Origin of the sequence: Nocardia sp. NBC_01329 (assembly GCF_035956715.1) — a bacterium.
Classification (GTDB): Bacteria; Actinomycetota; Actinomycetes; order Mycobacteriales; family Mycobacteriaceae; genus Nocardia.
The window spans coordinates 2,567,319-2,588,040 of sequence record NZ_CP108381.1 but is presented as its reverse complement, the minus strand read 5'-3'; the positions used below and the strand labels follow the sequence as shown (position 1 = coordinate 2,588,040).

Annotated in this window: 1 protein-coding gene (running past both ends of the window); it reads left to right on the top strand. The window is 67.0% G+C overall.

All 20,722 nt of this window come from inside a single coding sequence — locus tag OG405_RS11715, LuxR C-terminal-related transcriptional regulator (RefSeq protein WP_327151656.1), on the top strand. Of the gene's 100,536 coding nucleotides, 22,305 precede the window and 57,509 follow it; the stretch shown corresponds to coding positions 22,306–43,027 (codon 7,436, complete, through codon 14,343, partial); the first codon wholly inside the window starts at nucleotide 1. The start codon and the stop codon both lie outside this window.

The following is a 20,722-nucleotide window of genomic DNA, read 5'->3' as shown; positions in this document are numbered from 1 at the left end:
GCCGCGGACCCCACCGTGGCGAACGCGGCCCGGCTGGCGGAACTGAACACCTGGGCCGATCGGCTGACCGTGGCCGAACGCTGGGCCGCGAGGCTGTCTGCGGAATTGCCGGTGCGGCTGCTGGCGTTCCCGCTGCCGGGCGAGCCGGGGAGCCCGGTGCTGACCGTCGGTGAGGTGCGCCGGGCACGGAAGCTGTTCGTGCACGTCGCCGAGGGACCGGTACTGCCGCGGCCGGCCGACGTCGACGATCTCACGGGCACAGATCCTGATCTGGCTCGGATCATGACCGAACTGACACCGGACTACCGCCAGCGGTTCGCTGCGGCCGTGTTGACCTACCCGAGCGATGACAGCACCCTGCATCAGCAGCTCACCGAATTCGTCGTGACCCGTGACGGATTCGCGGAACCGGTGGATCGCATCGAGCTGTCGGCGGTCGGGGCGCGGGCTTCGGAGATCGCGGCCGATACTTTCCAGATGTCGGGACCCGACCGGCAGGTGCTGTCGGTTCCGCTCTCGGTCGCCTACGAGATGCCGGAGTACCACCGGGCAGACGAAGACCGCGCTGCGCTGGTTTTCACTGCCCTGGATTGGGTCGGGTTGCGCAGTGTCCGGGACATGCTGGTGTCACCGGCCGCCGACCTCGACGAGGTGCGCCGCCGCGCGGCGGCCAACGATCGGCTCTGGCGCACCTGGCCGCAAGATGTGAAGCTGGCGCTACTGGCGCTGCATCCGGACATCCTCGCCGACGCTCCCGGGCTGCCCGCGCCAGTACGCAGCGCGGCCGGGCGGTCGCCGGAGCTGCTGGCTGACCAAGCCGGTCGGACGGACCGAGACGCAATGTGGGGCGCTCGGCATCGGGAAATCGGGACCGTGTTGCGCTCCGCGGAAGCAAGCGGAATCGCGCTGCAGCGACTGTCGCATCGTGTGCAGGGTGACACCCAGGAAGTGACCGTGGCGTTCGGAGCCCCGGACACTGCGAAGCGGATGCATTGGGTGGTCGTCGACGACGTCGAGCTCAATTCCGGTATGGACGCGGCGATTCGGGCGTTCCACGAAGTCGACGACGGCGACACCGCGCTGGTCGCCCTGGTGCGGGCCCACGGACGCAACCCGGTCGCCACGGCCGAGGACCTGGCCGCCACCGGCGCGGCTCAGCTGGAACGCCTGATCACGGAGCGCACGGCCATGCGCCGTGCCCAGGACCCGTACGGCCGCCGTCCGGAGAACCACGTCGGCTACGTCACGGCTGCGCCCGTGGGTACGTGGGGCGACCCGCTTGCCCGGGTCCGTTGGGACACGATGTTCGACGATATCGACACGGTGACCTTCCCTGGCTCACGCGACTCCTGGTACGGGAACCCGGAGCGGAAACTGCGGGCCGAAATCAACGCTGAACGTGACCTGCGGGAGGGCCACATCGGCGATATCGACGAGCTGTTGCGCACGGCCGGTCATCCGGCCGAGATGGCCGATCTGGCGCCCGATCGCGTGCTGAACACTGTCCGGGAGGTGGTGCGCGGGGGAGACCTGGATGCGCGGATCGTCGACACCCTGTTCGCCCGGGCGATACGGGTGGTGATCGCAGACGAGGCAGTACGCCGATATACGCGGTATATCACCGATGCTCGCGATCCCCGGCACTGGACGGCCGCCGATTCGGAGGCGACCGCGGAGCTGATCGCGGCTCAGGCGCGCAGGTTGCATCAGCGGCAGTCGGTTATCGGGTCGATCGAAACCCTGGCCGGCGAGATAGTTCGGGCCGACCCGAACCCCGCCACCCGCGATGAGTTGCGCCGGGCGCTGGACCTGCCGTTGATTCCGGACCGCCTGGACACCGACAGGCGCGCGGCCGGCCCGATCGAGCTGCTCACCACCCTGGCGCGGTATGCGGACGGGGAGCCGCACCAGGCCCGGGTCGCCGACCTGCTCACCCGGATTCCGGAATTGGTGATCGCCGACGCCGAAGTCCGGCACTTCGCCCGTCGAGCGCAGGCCCCGGGTGTCGACACTTTGCTCAACCAGATGAGTGCCATTCCGCTGGAATCGGCTCGGACCCGCAAGGATCTCGCCGATCACGGACTACGCCCCGGCGACGTCGATTCGAGTACAGCGCGCGCCGAGCGACGGCTGCGCGCGCAACTGCACAGAGACGTGGCCACCGCCCTGGGGGATGTGCCGCAGTCACAGTTGACCGCGAATTACCTGCAGCAGGAGCAGGAACGGCTACGCACCACCCCGAACGCCGCGCCGGCCGCGGATCTGATCCGCCGCTATCTGCGGCAGCGGGACCGGACTGCGGCGATCGACCGCCATCTGCAGACCGAGCGGCGCATCCGGGTGCTGCGGGAGCAGGCGGACCGGATGCACACGCTGGTGCGGCAGCGCGATGAGGCGCCCGCCGGGGCGCGGGCGCGGATCGACGACCGGATCCGGGCTCTACTCACCGAGATCACCGACCGGTTCGAACCGGTCGCCCCCGAGACACACGAGCCGCAGCGCCCCCTACACGACGGTGTGCCCAACTGTGTTCCGACTGCGTCGAACCGGCTCGTGGCTTTCCGGAGCCGTCGCGGAAAGCTCCCGGAGAGCTGGCCGCGGATGGCAAGGATCACCGAGCCCGGCCTGGCCGGGGTGCGGGAACTGGAAACCGCGGCGGCGGTCGACGCCGACTGGCAGGAATTCGGCTCGCTGGACGAGCTCGTCGAACACGTCAGGACCGCCCGTGGCGCGGCACTCGGCGCCCTGGTGTTCCGTGACGGCGGTCACGCGGGCGGGCATGTCTTCGAAATCGAATACGAGGGCGACCGTCTGATCGTCCACGAGTGGGTCGACGGCAAGGAAGAGATATTCGCCGGCGATCGCGCCGTCCGGCGGTGGCTGGAAGAGCGCAAAGAACTGGGGATCCTGCGCGTACACGGCATCGTCGTCGACGAGAACGGCGACGCCGCCGTGCCGTTCGTGAAAGACGACCGGCTCGCCGTCGCCGACGACCTGCCGAACACCCTGCTCGCCGGACTGCCGCAGGATGGCGACCCGTCGAATTCGATCGCACGGGATCGGCAGAACCGGGAGGCGTTGCAGCAGCAGCGCAACCAGTTCGCTGGCCGAGTGGATTCGGCCCGTGGCCGGGAACTCGCGGCAGTGGAACAGCGGTTGTCGCAGGTCGATTACACTGCCGCGCGCCGCAGGCTCGGAGAGGTCCGGCTGCTGGAATACAACCGGAGCGGTGTCGACGGCGACCGCGGCCGTGCGCTTTTCCTGTACGGGAACCCGGCGACCGCGGGCACCGTGCTCGGCATCGTCACCGATACCGACATCGACCTCGACGAAGTGGGAAGTGCACCGGGCGTCGTCGCCACGATGATCGCGGAGGCGTCCGAGGGCGGTTCGGTAGCGGCGTACGTGATGTACCGCTACGACGGCGACAGCGACGCCCACGGACGAGCCGCCTACGACACCGATCTGACCACCGTCGATGCGACCGTGTTGGTCCAGGAGCTGGAACGAACACACGCAGGACGCCCGACCAACCGCAAGCCGCGGATCGAACTCGTCGGCCGGGGCGACGGTTCCGTCGTGGTGGAGATCGCGCGGGAGCAGATGGTGGCCGCGGGGATCGACGCCGCTTCGCGATCGATCGAGGTCGCTGACAGCCCGCTGACCTTCCCGCTGCCGGAGACGCGCAATCAGTCCGAACTGGCCCGGGCCGAGGAACTGGCCGAGCAGCTGTGGGCCCGGGGCATGCAGTTCGAAGACCCGGAAACAACGCTGGATTGGTTGTACAGCGACCTCGAAGGCGGCGAGCTGGAGCTGCTCGGCGAGACGCACCCCGAACTATTGGCCGACCGCGGCGGTATGGGACGCATCGAACTCTCCGCCGTGTGGCGAGCCCTGCTACGGGCGCGGCGCGCAGACCTCAGCGGACCCGGCGATACCGCGGAAGCGAGACGTTTGGACGCTTTCGCATCAGTCCTCGACCGCGCCTGGCGGGCCACTGCGTCATTCGGCGTGTTCGAGGCCGAGGACTCCCGTGGATTCGTCGACGACGATTTCGGTGTGTTCGAGGACGGCATCTTCGGTATGTCGGAGAACCGCGCCTTCCGCGCCCCGGAAGTCAGGCCGTTGGCGCTGCCGTTGGATCAGGGGCGCGAGAGCCGATCGTTCGTATTGCTCGACGGTGGCGAGGACACCGGATCGATCACCGTTTTCGTCACCCACGGACCGTCGACCCCGGATACCTTGCGCGCCGCGCTGCACCGTGCACACCAGAACGTCGCCGAGGACGCCGCCACCCGGCAAGAGGACGGGACATACAACCAGCCGCATACCGCGGTCGTGTGGCAGGGCACCGATGCCGCCCGGCTGGCTCGGGACCTGGCCACCCTGGTCGACGGCTACCTCGACGCACGGATCACTTTCGTCGTCGACGGATCCGACGGTGCCGAATTGGTGCACGGCGCTCTGGCCGACGAGCGGATAACCGAGCACAGCGGGAAGTTCGAATCCGACGACGCCGGCACGGTCGAAGTGCGGCGCAGCCCGCCGCCGCTGCCCCCGGCCGAAGAGGCGTTCCTGGCCGACCTGTGGGAGTCGGATGATTCAGCGGAACAGGCCGCCCTGCAGGCCCGGCGGGACCTGGTTCTCGAGGTCGAACCACGGCCGGAGTTGCCCCGGCTGCCCGAGGATCCGGAGACGGTACGAGAGCGCGCGAAGCAGCTGTGGGAAGCGCTGTTCGGCGGCAACGGTGTGGTCGATCGCGAAATTTTCCTGGCGAAATGGGACCAGCTCGATTGGGACAACCGGCGACTGCTGGTGGCAGGTGTGCCGGAGGATCTGGCCGACCAGCCGGGAGCCCCCACCCGGTGGCGTGATCGGGCCAACCGGATGCTGTTGGCTCGGGAACTCAGCAGCTTGGCGGCGAAGCGGGAATCGGCGAGTCTCAGCGAGGCCGAGGCCGCGCAGCTGAAACTGTTGCATGCCCGGCGGGACGACTTGGCAGCAGCCGCGCGGATCGCCACGACCCTGCCCGGGCATCCGCACGTTTACGTCCTGTCGCTGGGTCTGGCCGGCGAAGACGGAACCCGGCGGATGGCGCTGTCGTTCGATGACATCGATACGACCCGCCGTGTCCATGTGCGGGTGGCAGGCCGGCTGCGTCAGGGCGCGACATCGGCGGCGATGGAGTCGGCTGCCATGTGTTTCGTGCCGCAGGGTAACCAGGCTGTACTCGTCTACCTCGGCGCCGACAACCTCGACTTCATCGCGGGGGAGCTGCTGACCGCCGATCTCGTCGACAGGGTTCGAGTGCAACGCCATTGGCGGCAGAAGCACGGAATCCCGATGTCGAGCTTCGAAGTGGTCGCGCAGCTGGGCACCGAAACCACCGACATCGTCCAAGCCGCGCTCGGTTTCTGGATGAAGCAGGACACGCGCGGTGCGTCTTCGCAATGGGACGCTACCGGCTCGACCGACCCCGATGGCCTGGTCCCCGAGCCGGGTGAGCTGGATATCTCGACGCACGAGCTGCCACTGCTGCACCATCGCCTGGAGGGCGGCCCGGCCAACTGCACCACTCACATCATCAACTCTCAGCGCGCAGCTTTTCCGGGGCTGGAACTGCCCGAGCCGGAAGACGCGGGCATGGCCGGCCGCACTGCCGGTCAACTCACCGATTCGCTGCGCGCGGGCTGGCACCCCGAATCCTTCGTCAACGAGGTGATCGACGGGCTCACCGCCGACGATCGGATCGCTGCCGTGCTGCGCGGTATGGGTCCGGGCGCCACCGCCGTGGTCGTCGACGAATACGACCACTTCGACCGGGAGAACCCGAACAAAGTCGGCTCGCATGCCTCCGAGTGGTACGTCGACGCTGCCGGCGCGGTGCGAGTTCGCAACTGGGTCGAGCACGACGCGCCGGACCGGGACGCCACCGAGATCGACCTCCCCTACATCGTCGGCCGCCCCAAGGAAGGCGTCCTGGAAACCTTCGTCATCTTCCGCAATGGCGACGGCACCCCGGCACAGGAACCGGCCACCACCCCCGGCGCCCGGCCGCGCACCCGGATCGGGCGTCGAAATAGCGGCCTCCTGGCTCAGCTTCAGCTCGCCAGACTCGGACACCCGGCCGCATTCGCGAAACTTCGAGAGATACTCGGCCGGGAGGTGCTTCGGCAGGTGTTGGGCTCGCTGCCCGACGATCGACGCTGGCTGGCGTTGGCTCAGCAGGTCAACCGTGCGGCATTCGATATTGCCGACCAGCGGCGTTGGCCTGTCCCTGCGGGGAACGAAGTGCGGGAATGGATTCAGGATATCGCCGAGGATGTCCTGGCACAGAAGATCGAAAACCTGCGAGTGGCCTTCCGGCAGGAGCTGGGAACTCGGGGAATCGCCGAATCGGCTGCCGAGTATCGAACAGTGGCGCAGCTGGGCGTGGCCGGATTGCGCGCCGGGCTCGCGGAACTCGATACCGCTCAGCAAGAAGTCTTGTCGCGATGGCTAGCGGATCCAGAAGGGCTGGAGGACGTGGTTTACGTGCGTCCAGTCGAGCCGGGCGGCCATCTTGCCGAATTGCGGTTCCTGGACGGGGAGTCGATCGAGGACGCCGCCCGCGCGATCGGTGCATCTACCGGCCGCCGCGTCGTCGAATCGGCGCGGGGTCCGGCGCTGGATTTGACCGGGCAGCCTGATGCCGAGGATGTGCGTGCGGTCGCGCGTGCGGCATTCGTCGGCGAGGTGGATTCCCGGCCGGTGGCGCGGTGGGCCTGGCACGTCGCGCGTGCGGAATTCGTAGCGGCCGTGGCGGCGCTGCCCGATAGTGATCGCAATGGAGATCGTTATCAGGAGGCTATCGACTACTTGACTGGCGAGGGTCCGTCTGTCCTCGATGAGGTCGCCGACTATTGGGTCGGGCTTACCGCGGATCTGCTGGTGGCGAGGTTGTCCGGGATCGATCCTGTTGCTGTCGCCGACGCGTTGGCGGCGTTGCATTCTGCTCGGCAGGTAAAACCGGTGCGGCTGGCGGAGGTGGTGCGGCGTGCTGTTCCCGAGGGGCCGCGGCGGGATTTCGCTGTGTTGCGGTTCGTGGAGGGGTCGGCACTGATAGATGCGGCTCGCGCGCTTCCTGTTGATCTGGACCACGCCGTCAAATTGGAGCGGGGTTTGGCGCTGGATCTGGTCGGGCGGCTTCCTGCTGTGGGTGTGCGTCCCGCCGTGCCCCCGGTCGATCCGGCTGTTCTCGAGGCGTTGGCGCTTCTCCGTGCTGCACGGGAGGTGGTACCCGAGGAGCTGGCGATGGCGGTTGCGGAGGTGACTCGTGATCTTCCCGAGGAGCAACAGAATCTCGCGGTGTTGCGGTTCCTGGAGGGCGGCCTGCTCGAGGCTACGGCCCGCGCGCTCGGCGTCAGCTATTACCGCGTCCGCAAACTCGAGCAGGACATGGCGCTGGATCTGGTCGGGCGGCTTCCTCCTGTGGATGTGCGTGCGGTCGCGCGGGCGGCGTTCGACAGCGAGGTGGATCCGCGGCCGGTGGTGATCCTGGCACGGCATTACGCGCGCGCGGATGTGGAAGCGGCTATACGGGCTCTGCCCGACGGCGCGGCGAAAGTCGTGGCCGAAATGCGGTTCGGCGCGAAGAAGACCGTGCTCGAAATCGCACAGGAACTCGTTCGATCCGAGCGTCAGACCGAGACGCTGGAGCGGCAGGTCGCGCGAGACATTGTGCGAACGCTCGCGGGTATCACTGATCCGTCCGAGAAATCCGACGCCGCGGGATCAGACGAGAGTCCGCCGACGTCCTCGGCCCGGAAGCTGCTGGGTAAGGACGCGGCAGCTTTTGTGCGGCAATCCCGGAACGATAACGCTTGGGAGCTGGCAGTCGGCCTTCGTCGGCTGGCGGACCGCAGCATCGCTTTCCGGAAGTCTGTCGACCAGATCCTGTGGCGGCCGGATCTGTCGACCGCGCAAGCGGCAGCTGAATTGAGTGTGAGCGAGCAGGAATTCAGGCGTAATACGGGTCGCGGGCTCGACTTCCTGATCAAATTCCTGACCACCGATACGCCCCGGGGCAAGAGTCTCGCCTTGGTCGAGGACTCTCAGGAGCACTACCCCGACGAGCTGGGACAAGCTCTGCTGGAACTGAAACAACGCGACTTCGACCAGTGGCAGAGCGTCGACCTCAAGCTGCGGCGCAGCAGCCTCACGGCTGATGGGGATCTGGGCGCGGAATTGGGGATCGGGCGCGAATTCGTCGGGCGACTGAACAATGGTTTGAACAATCTCGTCGAGATTCTTGCCGAGAAGCTGGTCGATGTCGAGCACGACTTGCCGCATGCGGCGGGATTGGAAGCCGATGAAGACGGTTCCGCGGCTACGGGACCGGACTCCCAGGTGCCCGGTCTGCCCGACAAACTGGTCGAGGCGCTTCGATTGGCCGAGTCGCAGCGTGACCGGTTGACAGGTGAGGTGAATGCCGCCGAGCTGGCGGAGTTGCGGGTCGAGCGTCAGCAGGTGGCGCAGATGTATGCCGAATTGCTGAGCGCCGGTGAGCGGAGGGTGACAGCGGCGGAGTTGACTCCGGAGGCGGTCGGGGTCGGTGGCTCCTTCCACTTTTCCCAGGAGGATATTCCGCCACGGGCGATCAGGTTCGGTCGGCAGTTGCAGCGCCTCGACGCGACGTTGCAGGATGGGGCGGAGTTCTTGGAGTTGGACGCCCGGGTGCGTGGCTTGGCGGCCTTGGATTCCGGGTTGCGCGAGGCGTCGGTGCACCGGGATGAGCGCTACGGCCGGTTGCGGATGGTGGCGGACAGTCTCGCTGCTGAGGCGGAGGAGGTGAGCCGGCTCTACCGGCAGGTGTCTGCGTCGCTGGTGGAACTCGATGTGCTTGTCTCTCGCCACCGAGTGTCTGTGAACATGAACCGTTTGGGCGATCTGCGTGAGGAGCGTGGGAATTCTTCCGGCGCACGCCGCGCCGCCCTCGACGTAGTGCTCGAAGCCGCGGAGCAGCTCGCGGGTCTCATCGCGCAGCGAGATCGTGCCGAAGCCGAGGTATTCGCCGCTTTCGCGGAACTGCCTACGGTGGTGGCGCAATCGGAGAGGCAAGCTCCCGCTACTTCGGGCGCGGAATCGGGAATCGGGCGGGCTCGACGCGGCAGAACACCGAACCGGGGAGTGCCGCTGGTTCCGTGGCCCGGTGATGGGTCGGCTAGTGCGGTGCCGATGCACACGCCGCCGCCCATGGAGTCCGGCGGCAAGAGCATGGTTCCGGAAGCATTCCACCTGGCATACGACGGCGTGTCGGCCGAACGGGATGCAGCGGCTGCGGAGCTGGCCCACGCGGCAGCCGAGGCAGAGGCCGATCTGGCGGCACTGAAATCGGATCGGTTCGAACAAGAGCTGGAAACCTGCCGGCAGGTGTCGGGATATGAGATGGCCGACGGCCTGCGGTGGGCGACACTTCGCTACCGTGAGACCGCTTCCATGGTCGCTCGGCTCGAGCAACTCGGTGCGGTATCGCCCACCGCGGACCCGAGACTGTATGAACTGTTGTCGGAGCACGGTTTCAGGGTGATGCGATGGTATTCGGCCTTGCGAATTTGGCAGGAGCACGAGGCTGCGGGGGGGACCGTCACGGGTATGGACGGGTCGGAGAGGCGGATTTCCCGAGAGCGCTTGGACAGCATGTCCAATGTGGTGGACCGTTTGCAGGCGGTCCTTCGGATCGAGGAAGTCATTGTCGCGCATACGGCGGCGGCGGTGGAAAGCCGAGTGTCCACCAGAGACCTCCGCAACTCGCGCGCCGTGCAGACGATGCGGAACCTGTCGCCGGACCGGCGAGAAGTAACCGCGACCTTCGGGCGGGGCGACGAGCGGATAATGGAAGAGGCCGCTTCGGTGCTGGGGGACAGGCTGCGGGAATTGGGCTGGGGTGACGCAGACCAGATCGAGGCTGCTGTGGAGGTGGTGCGCAACGCCGGCTCGGATTTGCTCGGATTCATGGCGCATTTCCCCGAGCCGGCAGATATTCTCCCGGATACGAAATCGGATGGGACCCTTCATTTCTACCGAGTTACTCGCCCCGGGAAGCGCAGCGAAGCCCTGACCGTTCAGGACATGGTGGAGCCGCCGGAAGCGCGATTGACGGTGCGGATATCGAATGATTCCGATATTCGAGCGCTTCATGTATCTGTCGAATGCCATCAATACCGCCCATTGGGGCCCGTACGACATGAGGAAACCGCGAGGCGTCTGGCGGGCATCGCGCAACACAGTCGTGCGGCGGTGGGTGCGGAGGTCTTCGAGTCGCTGAAGGCCGCAACTCGAGCGGGAGTGGAACAGAACGGGGAGGTCTGGGCCTCCTTCGAGGAGCCGCGTGCAGCGAACGAGGCGGTTCGAGATCTGATCGCCGGGCCGCCGACCGAGTCGACCGACCCGAAAGTATTGCATTTCGCGGCCAAGCGACGGGTGGTCGAGAAACTGTACGACGATCATCACATCCGGTTGATCGGATGGGAAGCCCCCGACGTCCGGCTGGATTCGCTGGTGTCCGCCGATCGCACGTTGCGCGACCTGGTCGCAGAATATGGTGGCAAGAAAAACCTCCGAGAAGTGCGATTCGTAGACCAGAGTGAATTGATCGGTTTCGACTCGAAAGTGTCTACAGCGCGTGCATATTCCTGTGGGACTGTCTTCGGCGGAAAGTACAGGAACAACTATTCGGGAATCCTGATCGACCGCCGAGCCGTGTGCGACCCGAATTGGTCCGCCAAGCTGCTGAAGGACAGTCAGTCGACGAAATGGTGGGGCCGGCGGCCGGGGGATCTGGTCTCTTATCTCCTCCATCACGAGTTCGTCCATGTGGTGGATTTCTATGACCGGATCACCGAGCTGGACCACACAATGGGAACCAAGCTGAAGGCGGCGTTCGAGGTCTATCGAAAGCTCGGGTTTATGTGGCCGAATAACCGATTCATCGACTGGTCCGGGCTGCTACCGCTTTATGTCTACCACGATGGCGACCCGGCGGACGGGGCGAACGCGTGGAAGGAAATGGAGGTGCTGGCGGAGGGCAGCGTAGCGGGGTCGTCGGACACGTCGTTGCCCTTGACCGATCCGGCGCGGGTGACGCACGTCTTGTCTCATGGACTCGACGAAGTGGAGTTCGCGAACACCATGGCGGACTGGGCGGATGCGCACGAGATCAACTGGGCGCGGATGCGCGATGCCGGCGCGAACCGAGGTCTTCTGCATCGGTTGTTCGCCAAGGTGCGCGGTCCGGTCCCCGCCACCGAGGGCGAGAGGGAGTATCTGCGCCCGGTTGGGCGGTGGCCGCACGAGGACAACCAGTGCGGACCACTGACGATGGAGGACATCGGCAGCGTGACGGGCAGGGACGGCCTGGGCGAGTTCACCGCCGGGCTCGGGGGGATGCTCGTCAGTCGCATCGAAAAGGTGATGGGTGGGCACAAGCAGGCTTTCACGAATATCGATGAAGCCGTCACCCGGTTGCTGGCAGAGGGCGCGCGGCGCGACGAGGAGAACCCGGGTAGCGGCCGGGATATGGGTCTTTTGGTGTTCGACCCGACTCATGAGCACCGAGGTGGCAGCGACGGGGAGCTCGGCCACACGTACTGGCTGGTCCGCAGGGCGGACGCGTCCGGGAGGGTGCGGGTCGAGTTGCGCGACCCGGGTAAGGGAGTGTTCAAGCCCAATTTCGTGCCGTCACGGGAATCGGCCGAGCGTCCGGTGTTCGGGATGTTCCTCGACAGCGACGGCACGCGAGTGGTGATCGCCGCCGACGATGGCGTGGTACGGACCAGCCGCCGCGACTTCCGGGTGGGAGCTTCCGATCCTGACCGGTCGACAAGTGGCGACGGCGCCGACCAGGACGGCGCCGCCGACCCGGCCATGGACGAGTTGGTGGGCGACGTCGCTGCGTCTCCCACCGGATCGGACCTCTCCCGCCGAGACCAGGTGCTGCCGCCTGCCTACATCGAGCCGCGATCTGCATTGCCGCCTGTCTCGGATCTGGGCGAACGCTGGCAGGAGGCACCGGCGGCCTGGGCACAATTCCGGCAGTCGGTGGACGACGAGGTGGCGGCCCGCGTCGCCGGGATGTCTCAGCTGGATGCGTTCAGTGCGGGGCAACAGGCGTCCTCGGCGCTGATGAAAGAGCACTGGCAGGAACTGGACGGCGATACTCGGCAGCTGATCCTGGCACACCTGACCGATCCCGCGGCCCAGGTCCTGGCCGAAGCCATGGGGGAACCGCTCCCGACGGCCGAACTCCTGCCGGAATCGATAGCGGACGAGCTGAACAGGCTCCGACTTCGACAAATGCGGGATGAACTGTCCGGGGCGGAGCCCACCTCCGAGAACACGCGGCAACTGGCCGAAGTCGACCGGTGGATCAACCATCTGCTCGTCGCGCAGCGGTGGGCAACCCACCAGCACGGCCACCCTCCGGTGCGGCTGTTGCGGCTGGACCTGGGTGCGATCCGGCGCGTGGTGATCGAAGTCGGAGCCGAGGCGCGCTCCGCGGTGATGCCGACGGTGCATGTCGTGCACAGTGCATTCGACAACGCGTTGAATCCCGCGTTCGGCGCGGTGATGCACGACGTTTCGCAAGGCACGCCCGAGCAGCTCACCATGGCCGTCCTGTGGTTCGGGCAGGACGCCCCGGAGCTGACGAAGTATGTCGCGGATCTGACGGCGGCACGGGGTTCGCTCGAGCTGTCGTCCTCGGATGTCACCTTGTTCGGATACGGAATGGAGTCACGGGAGCTGATGTCCCGGTCGCACGTCGGGCAACTGGCTCATCAGTGGAGTCTGGCAGGTTCGGGAATGCCCGTGGATACGGATGTGGCGCCGGCAGCCGGTGACCCGGACACGATCGTTCGGGACGCGCTGCTCTGGTTCGGGATGGTCGGCCTCGACGACCTGCTGCTTGCCGAGGACGCTTCGCTCGACGAGGCAGCGCGGGTGGCCGCGAAGAATGCGGCGGCATGGCATGGATGGCCACGCTACGTGCGGAAATTGTTGATGGAGCGGCACCCGGACGTGCTGGGCGCGGCCGTCGGATTGCCCGCTGTGGTGCGCCACCGGGGCAACCTTGTGGCAGTGCGAGCCGAGCTCGATGAGCTTGTCCGGATCGCCGAGTCGGCACGGATCGACCCCGAGGCGAACAGGGGCCTCGACGCCGCGCAGCATCAGCGGCGCGCCGAACTCGAAACAGTCCTGGGCACGCTGTCGACGACTCGGCAGCAGCTGTCGAAGCGCAGCATCGACCCGAACCGCGTTTTGTTGCTCTCCCATCGCCGCATGCCGGACGGTGCGTTGGAGATGACCCTCGGCTTGGGGAACCCGAGCAAAGCGGACCAGGTGCACCGGCTGGAAAACGACACCGCGGCCGACCCTTCCGAGGTACTGTCGGCGGCCGTCCTGCGGTACGCGGAGCTGGACCGTTCGGCGGCGGATGCTCCGGTGGTGGTCACGGTGATCCGGGTGCCGGGTGCGGCGACGGTGGCCGAGGCGGCCGAGGATCGGTTCGAGTCGGCCGGGAAACGGCTGGCGCTCCAGGTCGTGGCGGACAGCAGTGCACGGCGGGAGCTTCATCCGTATGGCATGCGACCGGAAAACCACCTGATCGGGGTGGCGCTGGGCGAACAGACCGTGCGCAGTGCGAAGGCGAACCTCGCCGCGCTGGACGAGATCGACTCGGCCGTCGCGTCCACCGGATACGCCTGGTTCCCGGACCCGGGGCGCGAAATCGCGCACGCGCGCGACGAGATCGGCGCCGGTTACCGTCGGGTCCGGGCCGAGATCGACCGACTGGTAGCCGATCTGCGGCTCTACGGAGTACCGGTCCGGTTGCCCCCCGGGGCCCTCGACTCAGATCAGATCGACCAGTCCCTGCGGGAACTGGCGGCCGGAATCACCGGCAACGGGTATGCGGCCGCCTTCGCCGAGCTCCATCGACTCGCCGCTCGGATGAAGACCGTGGATGCCATCCGCGGGCGCCTCGATCTGCATCTGTTGAGTGGGCGGGACTCGGTCTTCTGGGCGCGGCTCGACGATCAGCAGATGATCGGGGAATACGCGGGTGCGATTGCCCGGCGGCAACTGCTGACTGTGCGAATCGCCGAATTCGTGCAGAGGTCGATAGCGGACGCCGGCACCGACGGTGTCTCGGACACAGTAATCGAGGCGTTGGAACTGTCGAGTGATCTGCCGGGCATGGATGCGCAGCGGGCGCGTGCCTGGGCCACGACACTCTCGGCCCTGGCGCTGACACAGCGTGACCGGGAACGGGCCCTCGAACTCGCTGGTTTCGCCGCGGAACTGGCGATCGCCGATGCGGAAATCGCCCACCTCCGGTCGCGGACCCGGGTCGACGCCCTCGAAACGCTGGCAACTGCTGTGCCCGAGAGTTATTCGCTTCGCGCCGCCGCGCGAACGGTGATCGACGGGTTGCTCCGCGCACTCGAGCTGCCCGCGACGACCGATCTGGGACCGGCAGGATTGCGCAGGTTGCACGCGCGGCGTGCCGAGGCGAAGGAGCACCTGTCCGAGCGGCTGGGAGTGCCGTCCTCGGAAATGACTCCGGCCCGGATCTCGCGGGAGATCGCTCGTATCTCGGGTGAAGACGCTGCGCTGCGCGCAGCTCTGTCGCGCGCGGCAGACCTCTACCTCGCGGTGCGCAACCTGATCAAGGCAGTCCAGCGGCACGATGGAGCCGACCGGAAACTGCGGTGGCTGTTGGAACGGGCCAATCTGCTCGCGGGCCTGTACGAAGGCGCTGATCGCGCCACTGCCGTCGAATCCGACAACGAGATGGCCGGTTTCGCCGCCGGCATGGGCTTCGATATGCGGAGCTGGGCCGAGGAGCAGCTGCACCACGCGCTGGCCGAGATCACCGAGGGGTACCAGTCCCCGGCGGCCCCGACCCCACCGACTGTGGTCGGGACGGAAGCCCGCCCCGAGATCGATACAGCCACCACCGCATACGACTTCGAGTACAACCATCCGCCGGAGCGGTTGTGTGGGCCGAAGGTGCAAGCTGTGATCGTCGCCGGTGCCGGTGTGCACGCCGCTGAAATGGATCCGGCATTGGTCGATGATCCGATGATCGCCATCAACGGTCTGGCCGGGGCGGTGTTCGCGCGGGGCTTGGACGCGAACTGGGATTCGGCGGTGTCGGTCCCGGGGCGGGCCGGAGCGGCCGATTTGGTGCGGCAGGTGGACACGCCCGGCAACGACATCGGGATGATCGCGGCGGCGCTGGATGTCACCGGCCAGGGGTTCGCGCACGCGGTCGCGGTGGTGCGGGTGACCAAGGCACTGGAAGCCCGGTTCCCGCAGTTACGCGGCCGGGTCGGTGAAGTCGCTGTGTTCGACGACGGCTACGACCGGACCGCTGCCGGGTGGATCGTCGGCGACGCGGTATGGCAGTGGGCGGATCGAGCCGGGGCCGGTGTGCACAAGGTGCATCGGCTGGTGTTCCGTGACAACGGTGTGCCGCATGAGCGATTGCGCGGTGCGGATCCATCACCGCAGCTGGGTCCCGAAAATCCGCTGGGAATACGGATGGATCCGCCTGTTCGTCACCGACTCCCCTTGGAAATGGCGCGGCAGCTGGCTGCGATATCCCACGGTCTGTGGAGCTTGGACGCGGAACTGTCCGATACCGCGGTGACGTACGCGCTGTCGGTCGAGCTGTTGGATCTCGACGAAAAGCTGCCGGTAGCGGCGCATGCCGCACAACTGGGCGACCCCGACGCGATCACGGGCCGGAAGGAGCGGCGCGCTGCCGAGGCGGTGCTCCGCTACCACCAGTTGCGGCAGGCGCAGGCGTGGTCGGCGGTGGTGAGCTCCGAGCTCACCACCACGTTGGTGGATCGGGCGTACTGGTCGAACGCATTGTCGAATGCCGCGTCTTCGCTCGGATTCGAGCTTCGCGAGGGCGATTCGCCGATGGATCGGGTCGAGTCGCACATTCGGCAATGGGACGCCGCGCGACGGCGGGCGGCAGCCACAGTTCTGGCCGAATTCGCCGCGGCAGCCGGATCGCTGCGGACCGCCGAGGAACGGGTGCGCGATCTCACTAGGGTGCTGGCGGAGGGCTTGGCCGAATCGGACGTTCCCCCCCTCGAGGACGGCGATGTCATCGACGGAGCACATCTGGTACCTGCGTTGCGCACGATCACGGACCTGTACGGGCCGGACGCAGTGGAAACCAGCGAGAACGCCGACGCGGACACTCCTGCGGCCCGGCTGCAAGCCCGCATCCGGGGCCGGTTGTTGCGGTTCTCCGGCCGCGAGGAGCTGGTCGGCCGGTTGAGCACCCTGGGTCGGGGCGCTTCGATTCTGGTGATGGAGCGCGACGACGCCGGCACTCGGTGCTATATGCTCACCAACCGCGACGACACCATCGTCAAAATCGATTCCGACGATGTTGGGGTCGTGAACGTGCCCGCGACGCGGTCGGCATATCAGACGGCTACGTTCGCAGTCCTACTGCGGGCCGACGGCACGCCCGTACACCCGCTGGACCCCGACTGGTACAGCCCGCCGCATCCCGATCACGCCGCGTCGCGGCGTCGCTACGACCAGGTCGACCGGTTGACCGGGACCGTTGTCGAACGCGGAAGTGCCTGGCGTACAGCGCTGAATCTGGCGTCCTCGCTACAGCTGCGGCTGGATCCGCAACACCGGAACCACATCCCGGGCGAGCTGGCGGAGATCGCGGCTGGCCCCGACCGGGATCGAGCGGGCGCGGCCGACGAACTGATGCTGGTATTGCGCCGTTACGACCGGATCGATGTGGAACTCACCGGTTTGCTCGACCTGGAACATCGACGCTGGCAAAAGGTTTTCGATCTCCATACGGCGCAGGCCCGATACCGCGCGGCGGATGCGGTTCCGAACCCCACCGAATCGCAAGAGGCCGAGCTCGGCCGGCATCTCGTCACTGTCACGCAGGCCGCGGCCGATGTCGAGCGACTCGATCGGGCATTGGAGTCCGCATTGGATGCGCGCGAGCCGGTGCCCGATCCGGCCGGGCCTGACGTGAGAATTGGGGCGTGTGCACCGGACGCGGTCATGGCGGCAGCGACCATCACCGGGAATCCGGACTTCCGGCTATTGGATCGCGAGACCACACCGGAGGGCACCAAGCTTTTCACGGTGAGTGCTGCTCTCGGCGGGAAATTGGAGCACTTCCCCGATGTGGAGGCGATGGCTCAGGGCGTGCCGGCGGATGGCATAGCCCTGGTGTCGGTGAGCTACCGCGCCGATCGGCCGGAAGAGTTGCAAGGGCACGCGTATCTGGTGAAATCCCATCAGGGCCGGCTGGTGGTAGTCGACAACAACGGCATTGTCCTGCACGATTTCTCGCCCGAAGGCCACGGAGATGTTGTCTCGGTGTACGCGATCGTGATGGATGTCGCGGGGGTGCCACGCCGCCAGTTGTCCAGGCGTGAACGGGCTCGCTTGTTCGAGCTCGCCGACGAATACCACCGGCTGAAAGGGCAAGTACCGGAAGCCGATGGCGGGCAGGCTCATCAGGAGTGGCTGGCACAGCTGATTGCTGAGGCCGATACGCTGTGCTATTGGGCCGAAAGCTCCGATCGGCAAGCTTCCGGGGTCGCCGAGATTCCGGTGCCCGGGCAAGGCGATCCCGCGCCGACCGACGATCAGTCATCGGAACTCCCGGTATGGCCGGTGGACGAGGGATATCTCCGGATCGGTGTCGAGGTGTCCTCGCGGTTGCGTACGGTGGCGCGGGTCCAGCGGGATGCCGACCAGCGGCGTATCGAACTGGTACAGCGGTACCGGGACGCGGTGCGCGGACTGGGGCTCGACGCGAACGTGCCGGTCGCCGGGCATGTCGCCGAGCTGGGCGCCCCGGCGGCTGCCGCCGATGAACAGCGGCGCGGGCATATCGAGGCGGTGCACCGCTATTACGAGCTGCAGCAGGCGTACGCGCCGCTGGACGCGGCGAGCGCCGACCTCACTGCGGCTCTTGTGGATCGTGCGCACTGGGCGAGTGTGGCGGAGAGGGGAATGCGGGATCTCGGCATCGATACCGCTGACGCCGGTTCACTGCGCGAGCAGCTCGCGGTAGGTACACAGAAGTGGAATGCGGCGCGGCAGGAGGCGAGCGCAGCCGATCTGGCCCAGCTCACCGCGGACATCGACGCACTGCGAGAAGCCGATGAACGGGTACGCCGGGCCGGGGCGGCATTGGACGAGGGGCTGGCCGGACTGGCCGAGTCGTCGCGCGCTGTCGGCGAGAGTGATGTCGATGCGGTGATCGCGGACGTGGTGCGCACTGTCGCGGACTTGTACGGTCCCGGCGCGATATTGCCCGCCGACGTCCCGGCACTCGAGACCGACCCGGATGCCCGGTTGCAGGCCCGTGTCCGCGGCCGAGTGGTGCAGATGCTGGGACACGCCGATCTGGTGAATCGGTTGACGAAGATGGGGCCGGGTTCCTCGATCGTCGTGGTCGAGAGTGGTTCGGACTTCGCCGATCGCTATACCCTGACCAACCGTGCGGGCACCATCGTGAAGGTGGCCCGTGATTCGGGGATCGCCGAAGAGTTCGTTCCCCGATCCCTCAGGGTGGAAGAGGTATTCGGCATCGTCCTGCGCGCGGACGGTAGTTTGCCGCATCCGGTCGATTCCGAGTGGTACATCCCGCCGCAGTCCTGGCCCATCGGCATCCGGCGCGCTCCTGGGCAGGTCAGAAGGCTTCACATCGCGAACGTCGAACATGGACGCGAGTGGCGGCATGCGCTGGATCTGGCGGCCCTGCTGGAGTTGGATCCGCCACGGTTGCGGAAAGAGAACCGAAAACACCTCATCGGTGAACTGAAGATGCTCGCCGATGGGGCGGAGCCGAAATCGTCATCGGCTCGAGAGCTCGTCCAGGTGCTGGGGCACCACCAACAGGTCGCCGACGAACTCGCCGGGTTGCGGGCGCTGGAGCGGGAATGGTGGCAGGCGGCGTTGGTGCACCATGTTCTGCGGGCCCGGACGCAGGCTGCCGAAGTGGCTCTGGTTCGCGGGGAGCAGACGGAGGCTGGGTTGCGTCGGCTGAGAGCGGCTGCCGAGCAGGCCCGTGCGGACGTCGAACGCCTCTACCAGGATCTGGAAGTAGCGTTGGCGGCACGTGAAACCATGCCCGATCCAGCGCGCCTGTCCGGCGACGGCTGCGGCCCCTTTTCGGTCATGGCGTTGGCGACGCTGACCGGTGATCCGGGCATCGACCTTATGGAATCCGATTTGGTCGACGGCACATCCAGGCTCGAGTTGTGGGCGGCGCTGGGTGCAGACGTGACCCGTGTCGAGGATTACGACGAGCTGATCGGAATTGTGCCTGCCGGAGGCTTTGCCATTGTCAGCGAAAACCATGCGGACGGAGGGGGACACACATTCACGGTGGCCTCTGTGGCCGGCCATCTGCTGGTAATCGACGACAACGGCATCAAACTGCACGACTTCCCGCCTGTACCGAAGGGTGAGCTCGTCTCGCTCGACGTCGACGTTGTCGACGCAGCGGGCATGCCGCTACAACCGCTGTCCGCCCATGGCCGCGCTCGTCTCCGCGACCTGGCACGACAATTGGGCGAGCTGAGAGAACAGACACCGGGGCTGTTTCGCTCGCGGACCGCCGCCGCGAGTGCCGCGGCGGACGAGCGGCAGATCCTCACCGAAACACAAGCGGTGATCGCGGCAGAGCGGTCTGCGCAGAACTCTGCCGAGCCGGCGCAACGGGCGGTCGCCGATCCGGTGACCCCAAAGGTACTGGAGCGCGTGCGCAACCTGCTCAGCGGGGAATTCGACGATGTGCCCGGCCCGATCGACCAGGAACCGTCCGCCGCCGACCGGGCGGAATACGATGGACCCGATCCGGGCGATGCCAGAGTCGCTGCTTTCTTGGGGGCAGCCACTGCTGTCACCGCCGACATTCGCGGCCGGACGAGCGCGATAGCCACGGCACTACTGCGCGATATCCGGGGCTCGTCGGCCCGATCGGCGACGGCCGACGGCGTGGACACGCTGCTCATCACCGACGGCGCCGGCCACGTCGTGCTAGAGGTGTCGCTGCGTACCGACACCGGTGAGTTCCGCATCCGGCTGCGCACCATCGAGGGCGACCTGCAGCGGAAACGCAACGCGAGCCAGTTGATCGACCTGATCTGGAACTGGACGGATCACAAGACACGCGATCACGCGATTGCTTACATGTTCGATCGGACCGCTGCCCTGATGGACGAGGGTTACGGCAGCGGCGAGATGGATGCCGTGGTGACGGGCGCCGCGGGCTATCGGAGGATGACGCTCGTCGCACGCGTCGAGCGCGGTGACTCCGCCGAGTTCTTCTACGACGAAGCGACGGGGTCGTCGACCCGGGACCCGGAGCCCGTGCCGGACAGCACCGCGAGCTCACCGTTGTCGCCTGCGCAGGACACGACGGTCCCGGACACGGTGATCAGTTCCGCGTTGCTCAATGCGGACCCGGACGATCCCCTCTTGTACCGGAGCGACCTCGACGTCGAGGCCGTCGAGGTGGCGGCGCGGGCCGGGGACCAGGCGGCGATGCGGTCGCTGCGCGGGCAGTTCGAGGCGCGTGCGGCCGTGGCGGGGGTGGCGCCCGGGGTGGTCGCCGCGTGGCTGGCCGGCGGACAGGTGGACGCGCAGGTCGCGACACAACTGAGCG